Genomic DNA, 11126 nt, shown 5'->3' with positions numbered 1-11126 from the left:
GGTTCCTGGGGCGCAATCATTTTGACGCTTCTGCGTGTATGTCAGGGCATCGCTATCGGCGGCGAGTGGGGTGGAGCCGCGTTGATGGCCCTCGAGCACTCGGAGAAGGATAAGCGTGGCTTCTCGGCTGCCTTCGCGAATGCGGGCGCCCCGACGGGAACGGTCCTCGGCACGATCGCGATGACGGTGATGGCCACGCTGCCGGAACACCAGTTCCTGACATGGGGGTGGCGTGTTCCCTTCTTCGTCTCCGGCATCCTTCTGATCTTCGGACTGTACATCCGAGCGCAAATAGCAGAGAGTCCGCTGTTCGTCGCCGAAGCGGAAAGACGCGAGCGCAATCAGGAAGGAAGGGCCCCGATCTTCGCGATCCTCGCGAACCCGAAGCCGGTCATTTACGTGGCGCTGGCGGGAATTGCCGCAATGTCGGTGACGGCAATGCTCTCGACCTTCGGCATCACCCTGGCGGTGTTGTCCGGCGTCACTCGCTCGGAAGCATTGACAGCATTCGGGATCAGCCAATTCCTGGCGATCTTCACGGTGCTGTTCTATGCACGACTTTCTGATCGCGTCGGGCGGCGACCGGTGATGCTCGCCGGGGTGTTGGGTCTCGGCGTCGTCGCCTACCCGACGATGTTAATGGTGAGTTCAGGGCATTTCGGCACGGCTGTCGCCGGATTCGTACTCGCTCTGTCAGTCTGCCAGGCTGCCTGCTTCGGACCGATGGTTGCGTTCATTTCCGAGCAGTTCGGAACCTCCAGTCGGTACACAGGAGCCTCGCTGGGATACCAACTGTCCGGACTCGTCGGCGCCGGGTTCGCCCCCGTGATCGCTGCTTCACTCTATGCCGCCTCGAACTCGAGTATCAGCGTCGTTGCGGCCTATCTCGTGGTCGTGTCCTTGATCAGTGCAGTCTTCATCGTCCTGGTGCGCGAAAGCAAGGACAACGATCTGGTCCCCGGCTGATCTCCACTCTCGCAGCCGACACGCCCAAGCCCTCGCCGCGATCAACACCGTCCGAGCAGCAGCCCGCAACGTGGTTTGACGCTGGTGAGCATGCGCCCGATCACGACATCGACGCGCAGAACCGCTTGATCATCGACTTCGACGCCACCTTGGTCACCGCACATTCAACTGGCATGGGCAGCCCCGACCTACCAGCGCGGTTTTGGGTTTCACCCGCTGCTCGGGTTCGTCGACCACGGCCCCGACGCCACCGGTGAACCCCTCGCGTTCACGCTGCGCCCCGGCAACGCCAGGCTCCAACACCGCCGTCGACCACATCGAACTGACCCGAGAATTCTTGCGGCAGTTTCCCTTCACCGCCAAGGGCGGCCGGGTCGGACGGATGGTCGCCCGTCTCGGTGATATTCCCGCCGATGCGTGGACACCCGCCTACAACGCCGACGGCAACCCACGCTACGGAGCGTGGGTGGTCGAGGCCACCGGGGTCCTCGGACCGGATCCGAGCCTCGAAGGACACCGGTCTGGAGAACCTACCTCTGCACGACTTCGCGCAGAACCAACCGGAAAGGAGGTTGAAGCAGCGACCGGGGCGAAAGTCGGTCCGGCAGTTCGAGATCGCGAAAGATCGAGGTTAGCCACTTGTCGGCTGTTTCGGGGGCGAGCTCATTCCTCGGCTTCGGCAGCCTGGAGAATTGCGGCGTGGAGCAGTGAGTAGAGATCGGCCATGAGGATGCGAAGGCGTTCGAGGTCGTGGCCGGCTTCGATCAGTGCTCCGCGGGTGAAGACCACGGAGGAGGTGACGAGACGTTGAGCGAGCTGCTCCGGGTTGGTGATCCCCAGGTGCCGCGCGTACGGGAAGATGACCGCTTCCATCCGCTCGTGGATGATTTCCCGGACACGAGCCGCGGTGCGCGCGATGTCTTCGTCCTGATTCTTGGAGCGCATCATGTCGGCCTCGAGGGTGAAATAGTTGAAGTTGGCGTAGATGGCGTCTGCGGCACTGAGCCAGTAGTCGCGCATACGCTGCTCTTCTGAGATCGACCGGTCGGCGTCGGCCTGCGGCATCGTCGCGAAGAAACGTAGGCTGCCGCGCTCCATGATGGCGGACAGCAACCCGGCCTTGCTGCCGAAGTGGTGGTACACCGATCCGACAGGAAGCCCGGATTCTCGGCAGATCTGGGCGATCGATGCCCTTTCGTAGCCGACGTTTGCCATCAATTCCTCTGCGGCATCCAAAATGGCTTCTTTGGAGTTGGTCGGGATAGTTGTCGACGTGCCGTTCACAGTTTCAAAGTACTACGGTCGTAGGTGTTGGACGACGTCCCCGCCAGGGCGCGACTCACCGCGGCGCTTGTTTCTCGGAGCGGGTTGACAAACAGTTCTCCGCTTCCGGCGCTTGCACTGAAGCCGACGGAAATCGCAGCCACGGCCTTCGACCCGATGATGATCGGAGTTGCCACGCACGCGAGTCCTCGGGCAGCTTCTTCGCGGTCTCCTGCAATGCCGCTTCGGCGAACGTTCTGGAGATAGTCCTGAAGCGGTTGTGTCCGCCCGAGGGTCGAAGCCATCTTCTTGTCCCATGCCGATCCCAAATCGGGAGTGCGGTCACCGAACGCGAGGAGAGCCTTACCGACGCCGGTCGATTCGGCACGCAACCGGCCACCAATCACCGCCGGCGTCGCTGGGGATGCATAGCTGGGAAGCTTCTCCAGGTACACGACATCGGCGCCTTCGAGGACGGCGAGATGCACGGTTTGCCGTGTCACTCGTCGCAAGCGTTCGAGGTGAGGTAGTGCGACGTCTCTGAGCTGAACCTCGGTCGAGCACGTCCCCATGACGAACATCCGAAGGCCGATTCGATAATCCTGACCCCTTCGTTCGACGGCCTTGACCTCCAGGAGCATGGTCAGTATCCGGTGAGCGGTGGACTTCGGTAGCCCACTCCTGCGCGCGATCTCGCTCAGTGACAGCACACGTTGGCTCTGGTTGAAGGTTTTGAGTACGTCGAAGGCTTTCCAGAGGACGGATGGGGCATTGGCGGTGGACAGTGCGGCCATTTGTTCTGCCATGGTGATTCCCGTCACTAGAGCGTGCGTTCTAGTAGAACGTACGCTCTAGTACTCAGGCCTGTCAACGCTTCGCGTCGACTCTTCAGAAATTCCCGCGCAACGGCGTGTCGGAGGTCCCGTGTGAGGGAAAACCCGTGTGACAAACGGAGAATGGCACCCTGGCCTGGGATAATTCGCGACCTGCGAAGGCTGCAATAGCCCGAGATCGAGGAGCATCTTATGAGTCGTGGGGCCTCAGTCCGAGGTTCTATGCGGTGTCAGCTGACAGATGTCGACGGCGGTTGCAAACCAGCCAGAAACGACGGTTGAAAGGTAGGCCACCCAACCACGATCGGTTGTGTAAGGCCTGCGGACATCCCCAGCACGTCAGAACCGAATGAACTGTTCCGGTAGAACTCAGTCAGACAGTTACGGCGGGCTTACTTGCAAGGTTTCGTGTCAGTTCGCGCAGGTTGGTCGATGGATCGGCGAGCACTGCCGGGGAGATCGCCGCACGCGCCTCCACGAGCTTCTTGGCGGCGCGCACCGACTTCGTTTCGGCGAGGCCGGCGACCGCGGCGAGGTATCCGTTGCGGAGCCAGAATGCGACGAAGCGGTCCGGTGTCGCGCCTTCGCGGAGGACGATCCGGTCGCCGGGCCGTCCCCTGCCGTACGCCTGCAGCGTTAACCCGTACTGGTCAGACCAGAAGTAGGGGAGTTCGCTGTTCTCCGTTACATGTCCGACCATGGATGCGCCCACCGCAGTTCCGTGGCGTAGGGCGACATCCCAGTGCTCGATTCGTTCCCGGCGAGCGACGTGGGGGTGCGGCTGGTTGGCGACATCACCTGCAGCCCAGATCCAAGGATTGCTGGTGCGGCCGGAGACGTCGACAACGACTCCGCCATCGCAGTACACACCTGCGGCCGAAGCGAGTTCGTCGTTGGGTACCACACCGCAGCCGACGATGACCGAGGCCGCAGGCAAGGTTTCTCCGCCGGTCAGCTGGACCTGTTCCACCGCAGTTGTGCCGAGGAACGCCGCCACCGTGTGGTTGGTCAGCACCCGAACTCCATGCTGCCGGTGCAGTTCCATCATCAACTCCGCGGCCGAGCGCCCGAGTGGTCGCAGCAAGGGCAGTTCCTCGGTCTCGACCACGGTCACGTCGATTCCCATGGTCCGGGCCACGGCGGCGGCCTCGAGCCCGATGAATCCGCCCCCGACAATGACCAGAGGACCGCCGGAAGAGAACCCGGAGAAGATTCTCGATGCATCGTCGGCGTTGCGCAGGGTCAAGACGTGGTCGAGGTCTTCACCCGGAACGCCAAGGCGTCGCGCTGAGACTCCTGTGGCGAGCAGGACCAGATCCGCACGTAGTTCGTCGCCGTCACCCAGGACTACACGCCGACGGTCGACGTCGAGACGCTCCACCGTCGTACCCAAGCGGAGGTCGATCTGCTTTGCGGAGTAAGAATCTGGGGGCAGCAGGGGGCGCAGGGCGCTCTCGGGATCCGCCGTCTTCGACAGTGGGGGGCGCTCGTAGGGTTGGCGATTCTCAGCTTCGATAATCGTGATCGATCCGTCAAATCCCTTCTCACGCATCGAGACTGCGGCAGAGACGCCGGCGATGCTAGCTCCCACGATGACGTGGTGCGTTGTGGACACAGCGTGTCCTCCGTTCAGGTCGAGACCGAGTGGGGTCGTTGCGGGCATCGCGACGAGCGCTTCTCCGATGTGCTCGACGGTATGAGTGATCGGGGGTACAGCCCAGGTTCATCGGGATGGCGTCCTCGGAGTGGAACTCCATGCCATCGAAGAGCACACCGACGTCGGGCTGGTCGATGACATGGAGTTCCTGTACGGCCGGTGAGACCGAGAAGTCATCCCTAGTTGCTGACGAACCCGGTCACGAGTCGATTGAACTCGGCCGCGTGCTCGATCTGCGCCCAGTGACCGCAACGATTCAAAAGGACCATCCGGCTGTCCGGAATCTGGGTCACCAGGTGCAGGCTGTGCTCGAAGTTCACGACGCGGTCGTCGCGGCCGTGAATCGCCATCGTCGGGGCGGTGATCCTGCCGACCTGTCCGGTCAGTGAGAAGTACGCAGGCAGCTTCCATCCCCCCGAGAACTGGCTGTTCCAGCTGTCGAGGTGGTCGGGCCGTGCGTTCGCTGCCTGCGAGCGTGCCTGCGCGAGTTCGTCCGTCGCCGTCGACTGGTCGAAGCACATAACTTGCACCAGCCGCTTCATGTTCTCCATGGTCGGTTCGCGGTAGGCGTGCAGGAGCACGCTGATGCCTTCGGACGGACCGTTGCCCGCCGAGAACAGCGGCTGTACCGGCGCGGGCGCGCCCATCGTGATCAGGTGTGACACGCGATCGGGATGCTGAATCGCAGTGGTCACCGCGGTGATGCCGCCCATCGAGTTACCGACGAGGGCTGCCTTCTCGATCCCGAGCTCGTCGAGAAGGGCGATGAGCACAGCCACGTGGTCACGGCCGGTGTCGTCGTTCTGGGTGTCGCTCTCGCCCCACCCGGGCATATCCGGAGCGATCACATGGAAATGCTCCGCGAGGGCTTCGATGTTCGGGCTGAAGTTGGTTGCACCCGTCGCGCCCGGCCCACTGCCGTGCAGCAACACCACCGGGTGCCCGCTACCAGCCTCGATGTAGTGGACCCGAAAGTTCGGAAGGTCTACGAACCGGTCGGCGATTACCGCGGTGTCGGTTCCAGTCATCTGTGTCTCCTTGCTCGGTGGGTGCAGAAATGAGGTCGGGATCTGCGAGCACGTTCGACAACATGCGCGGGCAGTGAGCCGACCCTTCGACTCTGTCCTGCGGTGAGACCTCCGGCACAAAAGTGTTCCGGCCGTCGGGACACTTTGGCGGAGTCCGTGGGTCGGCGACGCAAGCTCGCAATCACGAAAACCAATGGAGGTTGCAAGCATGAGCAATATCGCAGCGCTGGGCTATCTGGTCGTTCGCGGTCCCCTCGATGAATGGAAACAGTTCGGCACCGAAGTCCTCGGCGCCCAGCTCATCGACGGTCCTGACGCATCGACCGCGATGTTCCGCACCGACGACCGCGCGTTCCGGCTGGTTGTCGAGGACGGCCCGCCCGGTCCCGACACGCTGATCGCTCTGGGCTTCGAGGTCGCCTGCGACGCAGATCTCGACCATCTCGTTGCCGACCTCGGTGCAGCGTCGGTCGCGGTGAAGGAAGACCCGGATCTGGCAGCGACACGTCGCGTGCAGCGGCTGGTCACGTTCGCCGACGTCGACGGGAACCGGATCGAGGCGCACGTCGGACAGGAATCGAACAATGCGCCGTTCGTCTCTCCACGGGGTATCCGGTTCGTCTGTGGTGACCTCGGACTCGGACACGTGTTTCTCTTCACGACCGATGGCCACCGTAGCTCGGAGTTCTACCAGTCGGTGCTCGGCTTCAAGATCAGCGACACCATCGCGCTCGGCCCGGAAAACGGCATCTTCATGCGCTGTAACCCGCGCCATCACACGATAGCGTTCGCCGCGATTCCCGGACCGCTCCCCGGTCTCGGTCACCTGATGGTCGAGGTCGACTCGCTCGAGGCCGTCGGGCGCGCACTCGACATCGTCGAGAACGGGCCTTACAAGGTTCTGATGACGATCGGTGAGCACACCAACGACCGGATGACCTCCTTCTATGTCGTCACGCCGTCGGGTTTCGCCGTCGAATACGGCTGGAACGGACGATTGGTCGACGACGCGGTGTGGAAGGTCGGCCACTACGACGCCCCCAGTATCTGGGGCCACCACTTCCTGGAGCCTCCGGCTCACGACCCTGAGCTCTCGACCACTGCAGGAGAACAGTCATGATCGACCTGAACGAACTCGTCGACCCCGAGCGCGGTTACAACAACCCACGCATCTACACCGACCCCGACCTCTACGAACTCGAACTCGAGAAGGTCTTCGGTCGCAGTTGGCTCTTTCTCGCCCATGATTCGCAGCTGCCGAAGAAGGGAAGCTTCGTCCAGACGTACATGGGCGAGGACCCTGTCCTGGTCGTGCGGCAAAAGGACGGGTCGGTCAGGGCCTTCCTGAACCAGTGCCGGCACCGCGGGATGCGGATCTGCCGAGCGGACGAGGGCACCAGCAAGACCTTCACGTGCAGCTATCACGGGTGGGCGTACGACCTCGAGGGCAACCTCATCAACGTCCCACAGGAAGATCGCGCCTACCGCAACGAGATCGACAAGAGTCAATGGGGTGCGCTGAAGGTTCCGCGGATCGCCAACTACAAGGGCTTCTACTTCGGAACCTGGTCGGACGAGACTCCGGAGTTCGACGAGTACCTCGGTGACATGGCGTACTACTTCGACGCCGTCGTGGACCGGTGGGACAACGGCCTCGAGTTCGTCGGTGGTACCTCGAAGTGGACCATCGACTGCAACTGGAAGTTCGCGTCCGAGCAGTTCGCGAGCGACATGTACCACACAGCGGTCTCGCATGCCTCTGCGTTCATGGCTCTGACCGATGACCCTGCGGCGGGAGCGGTATTGAATCCACCGGCCGAGGCTCCCGGTCGCCAGTTCGCCGGCAACGGGCACGGGTCGGGAAGCTTCTGGCTACCCCAGTTCGTGATGCCCGACCCCACGTTCGGACCCGAGTACGCGGCGTGGCTCGAGCAGAACCACGACGAGGTCTACCGCCGCATCGGGCAAGAACGCGCACTCAAGGTGTTCGGGCACAATACCATCTTCCCGAACTTCTCATTTCTCGGTCCGGTCGCGACGATGCGGGTGTGGCACCCCCGGGGTCCCGGTCAGATCGAAGTCTGGGCGTGGACCTATGTCCCCAAGGATGCGCCCGCCGACGTCAAAGCAGCGCTCCGGCGCGGTGTGCAGCGCACATTCAGCCCCGCCGGTTCGTTCGAGACCGACGACGGCGAGAACTGGACCGAGATCCAGCAAGTGCTGCGCGGCTTCAAGGCCCGCAACAACACGTTCAACGTGCAGATGGGCCTCGGGCACGAAGAACGCGATGCGGACGGCCTTCCCGGCCTGTCCAACGATGTGTACAGCGAGACGGCAGCACGCGGCTTCTACCGGCGGTGGAGCGAATTGGTGAACGGCATGTCGTGGGCTGATATCGCGGAACTCGACAAACTGCGGATCGCCAACGAGGACTCTACGAGGAAGGTTCAGGACGCATGATTTCAACAGAACCAATCGACACGACGAAGTCGGTGTTCCGCAGGATCGATGCCCAGACCCAGCACGATGTCGAGCAGTTCCTGTATGCGGAAGCTGATCTGCTCGACCAGCACCGCTTCGAGGAATGGATCGAGTTGTTCACCGAGGACACCCATTACTGGGTGCCCACCCGCATGACGCGGACCGTCCGCGAGCGTGGCCGCGAAATCGCGTCGGAAGACGAGAGCGCCTTCATCGACGACGACAAGTACTTTCTCCGTGGCCGCGTACGCCGATACTCGTCGGGCGTTTCGTGGTCGGAGGAGCCTCCCTCACGCACGCGACGTCTGATCACCAATGTGCGTGTCAGGGCTAAGGATTCAGGAGAACTTGACGTCACATCGAACTTCTATGTCTACCGGAGCCGCTTGGAGCGACACCAGGACTGGTTCGTCGGTGAGCGATTCGACGTGCTCCGACCGGCAAACCTCGAGGCCACGGGATATCCGTTCGCTATCGCGTCGCGTAAGGCCGTCCTCGAGCAGACCACGCTACTGGCCCCCAGCATCAGCATCTTCCTATGAGCGCCATGACCGATTACGTTGTGAACGAGGATCTTCCGGATATCGAAGAGAAGAAGTGGATCCGCGCGTGTGTCGTGGACGACCTTCCGGAGGACGAGGGGTTGCGGCTGACCACCATTCCGCCCGTTTCGGTCTTCGCCTCCGAAGACGAGTATTTCTGCATCGATGACACGTGTACACACGAGACCTTTTCGCTCGCCGAGGGCTGGGTCGAGGACGGTGTCGTCGAATGCAGTCTGCATCTGGCCAAGTTCAGCCTCCGCACCGGGGAGGTCATGTGTCCGCCGGCTTCGGTGCCCGTGGCTGTGCACCCGGTCACCGTCATCGGCGACGAAGTGTATGTCGCGTTGCCGTCAAACTATCTAGTGAAGGAGGGCTCGTAAAATGGGTTGGCTTGAAGGGGTATCCGTCGTCGTCACCGGCGCCGGCTCGGGTCTTGGCAGGGCGATCGTGAAGCGTTTCGTCACCGAGGGCGCAAGCGTGGTGGCGTTCGACAAGTCCGAAGAGAAGCTCGAGAAGCTCAGCGCCGATCTCGGCGACGCCATCGCGACTGTCGCCGGTGACGTCACCAGCTACGACGACAACCACCGCGCCTGCGAGACCGCGGTCGAACGGTTCGGCAAGCTGGATACGTTCGTCGGGAACGCCGGTCTGTGGGACTTCATGGGATCACTGCCCGACACTCCCGCAGATCGACTCGAGGCAGGATTCGACGAACTCTTCTCGGTCAACGTCAAGGGATACCTGCTCGGTGCGAAGGCTGCCTTCCCGGCGCTGAAGGAGTCGGGCGGATCTATCATCCTCACACTGTCGAACGCGGCGTTCTTTCCCGCCGGGGGCGGCCCGCTCTACGTCGCGTCGAAACACGCCGGCGTCGGTCTGGTGAAACAACTGGCATACGAACTCGCGCCGGAGGTCCGGGTGAATGCCGTCGCACCGGGCGGTATGTCGACGGACCTGCGGGGTCCAGGATCCATGGGGCTGGCGGATTCTCCTATCGGCGAGGCATTTCCGATCAAGGAGGTCGTGAAAGAATTCACGGCGTTGCACCTCGACGTTCAGCCCGAGGACTACGTGGGCTCTTACGTCCTCCTCGCTGCAAAGAAGGAATCGGCCACGGTGACCGGCACCGTGATCGATGTGAGCAGCTTCGGGATCCCGCCGCGGCCGCCCACCGCCTAGCGCGAACGCACGGATGGCGCGCCGCGGCATGCGCGTGAGATCGGCGGGGGTTCCATGTGAACTCCCGCCGATCGAGATCCCTCGGTTTGTGACGGTGACCGATGTCAGGGCGTCGGATCGAGCAGAACCAGAGGGATCTCGCGGTCCGTCCGCTTCTGGTACCCGGCGTATCCCTTGTAGGCGGCGGTCACTTTCGGCCACAAACGGGCCCGCTCTTCGGGACTTGCCACGCGGGCCCGCATGGACTGCGCGGGCTTTCCTTGCAGCGAGAGTTGGACCACCGGGTTGTCCCGCAGGTTCAGGAACCACGCGGGGTTGCGGTCGTCGCCGCCGCGTGAGGCCACCACAACGAGGGTGTCGCCTTCCCGTACCGGCACGGTCAGCATGACGGTGTGCAACCGCCCGGTCTTGCGGCCGACCGTCGTCAGCTCCACCGTCGGCATCGGGCCGATACTCCACCCGACCCGCCCGCCGGTGACGCGCAGGAGGGCTCGGTGTGCTGCGTTCATGAACTCGAGTGCGCGGTCCGACGGCATGTTTTCAGCCTAACCGGTTGAGGCGTCCGCACGGCGAGGTCTCGAATCAGGGAAGGCGCAACAGTTCCGCGTCGCCGGGTTCGACGGTGATGGTGGCGCCCTCGTGTTGGGCGTAGTAGCGGATGCGTAACCGCCACCGCGTGAGGTGCGACAGTTCGGAGCGCCATCCGGCGAGGTAATACTTGCGTCCGAAGCGGGCGAGCAACGAGGGTGAGGGCGTGCCGGTGTGCACGGTCGCGTGGCCGTGCAGTCGGAGGACGTTGTCGTGGCGGCCGCGTCCTTCGCTGTCGAGAAGTACCACGACGTCGGGGTGTGCGGCGACATTGCGCGCGGCCACCGTGTCCTTGCCGGTGGCGAAGTGGAGGCGGGTGCCGTCGTAGACGAACCACAGTGGCGTCATCGAGGGTCTGCCTTGGGGTGTCAGGGTGGCCAGCCGCGCGACACGCGAATGTTGGAGAATTGCACGGACTTCGGGGTGGTCGGGCGTCATGTCGGCGACTCCTCGTGCAGGGTGCCGTAGTCCCAGGCGGTGGCGCGCTGGGGTTCGAATCGGAACCAGGCCAGATCCTCGAATCCGTCGGGGCGTGCCACTTCGGGCACTGTGAGGCGGCCACGCCAGTTCACGGCTCGCAGCTCGA

General features: G+C 63.1%; 12 protein-coding genes and 1 pseudogene. 7 read left to right on the top strand and 6 right to left on the bottom strand.

All coding sequences use genetic code 11. From position 1 onward, the window contains the following. Positions 1–21 precede the first annotated feature (21 nt). On the top strand, positions 22–966 hold the full coding sequence (locus WAW17_RS00420) for an MFS transporter (protein WP_422331060.1): 945 nt from the start codon (positions 22–24) through the stop codon (positions 964–966). After that, positions 960–1526 (top strand): annotated as a pseudogene (locus WAW17_RS00415) (transposase); the annotation flags it as partial. The gene WAW17_RS00420 and the pseudogene WAW17_RS00415, both read left to right, overlap by 7 nt. A 103-nt stretch (positions 1527–1629) precedes the next feature. Here WAW17_RS00415 and WAW17_RS00410 read toward each other — a convergent pair. From WAW17_RS00410 to WAW17_RS00395, 4 genes are all read right to left on the bottom strand, one after another. Continuing rightward, entirely contained in the window at positions 1630–2250 is a 621-nt protein-coding gene (locus WAW17_RS00410) for a TetR/AcrR family transcriptional regulator (RefSeq protein WP_422331059.1), read from the bottom strand. Further along, positions 2247–3035 (bottom strand): IclR family transcriptional regulator, encoded by a 789-nt coding sequence (locus WAW17_RS00405; RefSeq protein ID WP_422331058.1) that lies wholly within the window; start codon positions 3033–3035, stop codon positions 2247–2249. The genes WAW17_RS00410 and WAW17_RS00405 overlap by 4 nt, the downstream gene beginning before the upstream one ends. 400 nt (positions 3036–3435) lie before the next feature. Further along, positions 3436–4653 (bottom strand): NAD(P)/FAD-dependent oxidoreductase, encoded by a 1218-nt coding sequence (locus WAW17_RS00400; RefSeq protein WP_422331057.1) that lies wholly within the window; start codon positions 4651–4653, stop codon positions 3436–3438. Positions 4654–4898: 245 nt separating this feature from the next. Next, positions 4899–5747 carry an alpha/beta fold hydrolase gene (locus WAW17_RS00395; protein WP_422331056.1) on the bottom strand — a complete coding sequence of 283 codons (849 nt, stop codon included), beginning with the start codon at positions 5745–5747 and terminating at the stop codon, positions 4899–4901. A gap of 208 nt (positions 5748–5955) precedes the next feature. Here WAW17_RS00395 and WAW17_RS00390 point away from each other — a divergent pair, with 208 nt between their 5' ends. The 5 genes from WAW17_RS00390 to hcaB are packed head-to-tail and all read left to right on the top strand — an operon-like array spanning position 5956 to position 9952. Beyond that, positions 5956–6867, top strand: a complete 912-nt coding sequence (locus WAW17_RS00390) for a VOC family protein (RefSeq protein WP_422331055.1) — start codon at positions 5956–5958, stop codon at positions 6865–6867. Beyond that, positions 6864–8207, top strand: coding sequence for an aromatic ring-hydroxylating dioxygenase subunit alpha (locus WAW17_RS00385; protein WP_422331054.1), 1344 nt, complete (start codon positions 6864–6866; stop codon positions 8205–8207). Before WAW17_RS00390 ends, WAW17_RS00385 begins: the two co-directional genes overlap by 4 nt. Then, complete coding sequence (locus WAW17_RS00380; protein WP_422331053.1) at positions 8204–8770, top strand: aromatic-ring-hydroxylating dioxygenase subunit beta; 567 nt, start codon at positions 8204–8206, stop codon at positions 8768–8770. The genes WAW17_RS00385 and WAW17_RS00380 overlap by 4 nt, the downstream gene beginning before the upstream one ends. Further along, positions 8767–9153 carry a bifunctional 3-phenylpropionate/cinnamic acid dioxygenase ferredoxin subunit gene (locus WAW17_RS00375; protein ID WP_422331052.1) on the top strand — a complete coding sequence of 129 codons (387 nt, stop codon included), beginning with the start codon at positions 8767–8769 and terminating at the stop codon, positions 9151–9153. Before WAW17_RS00380 ends, WAW17_RS00375 begins: the two co-directional genes overlap by 4 nt. Position 9154: 1 nt before the next feature. Further along, positions 9155–9952 (top strand): 3-(cis-5,6-dihydroxycyclohexa-1,3-dien-1-yl)propanoate dehydrogenase, encoded by a 798-nt coding sequence (hcaB, locus tag WAW17_RS00370; protein WP_422331051.1) that lies wholly within the window; start codon positions 9155–9157, stop codon positions 9950–9952. A 104-nt stretch (positions 9953–10056) separates the two neighbouring features. Here hcaB and WAW17_RS00365 read toward each other — a convergent pair whose 3' ends face one another. Both WAW17_RS00365 and WAW17_RS00360 read right to left on the bottom strand, forming a co-directional pair. After that, a complete protein-coding gene (locus WAW17_RS00365) occupies positions 10057–10488 on the bottom strand; it encodes a nitroreductase/quinone reductase family protein (RefSeq protein WP_422331050.1) in 432 nt (143 codons plus the stop codon). 46 nt (positions 10489–10534) lie between these two features. Further along, positions 10535–10978, bottom strand: a complete 444-nt coding sequence (locus WAW17_RS00360; protein WP_422331049.1) for a pyridoxamine 5'-phosphate oxidase family protein — start codon at positions 10976–10978, stop codon at positions 10535–10537. Positions 10979–11126 lie beyond the last annotated feature (148 nt).

Source organism: Rhodococcus sp. (in: high G+C Gram-positive bacteria) (assembly GCF_049286785.1).
Classification (GTDB): domain Bacteria; phylum Actinomycetota; class Actinomycetes; order Mycobacteriales; family Mycobacteriaceae; genus Rhodococcus_F.
The sequence above is the reverse complement of the archived record's forward strand: the minus strand, read 5'-3'. Positions and strand labels throughout refer to the sequence as shown.

Excerpts from the sequence above, each read along its gene's own strand:
- WAW17_RS00395 (WP_422331056.1), bottom strand. The coding sequence starts at position 5,747 with ATGACTGGAACCGACACCGCGGTAATCGCCGACCGGTTCGTAGACCTT.
- WAW17_RS00405 (WP_422331058.1), bottom strand. The coding sequence starts at position 3,035 with ATGGCAGAACAAATGGCCGCACTGTCCACCGCCAATGCCCCATCCGTC.
- WAW17_RS00390 (WP_422331055.1), top strand. The coding sequence starts at position 5,956 with ATGAGCAATATCGCAGCGCTGGGCTATCTGGTCGTTCGCGGTCCCCTC.
- WAW17_RS00380 (WP_422331053.1), top strand. The coding sequence starts at position 8,204 with ATGATTTCAACAGAACCAATCGACACGACGAAGTCGGTGTTCCGCAGG.
- WAW17_RS00375 (WP_422331052.1), top strand. The coding sequence starts at position 8,767 with ATGAGCGCCATGACCGATTACGTTGTGAACGAGGATCTTCCGGATATC.
- WAW17_RS00360 (WP_422331049.1), bottom strand. The coding sequence starts at position 10,978 with ATGACGCCCGACCACCCCGAAGTCCGTGCAATTCTCCAACATTCGCGT.
- WAW17_RS00365 (WP_422331050.1), bottom strand. The coding sequence starts at position 10,488 with ATGCCGTCGGACCGCGCACTCGAGTTCATGAACGCAGCACACCGAGCC.
- WAW17_RS00385 (WP_422331054.1), top strand. The coding sequence starts at position 6,864 with ATGATCGACCTGAACGAACTCGTCGACCCCGAGCGCGGTTACAACAAC.
- hcaB (WP_422331051.1), top strand. The coding sequence starts at position 9,155 with ATGGGTTGGCTTGAAGGGGTATCCGTCGTCGTCACCGGCGCCGGCTCG.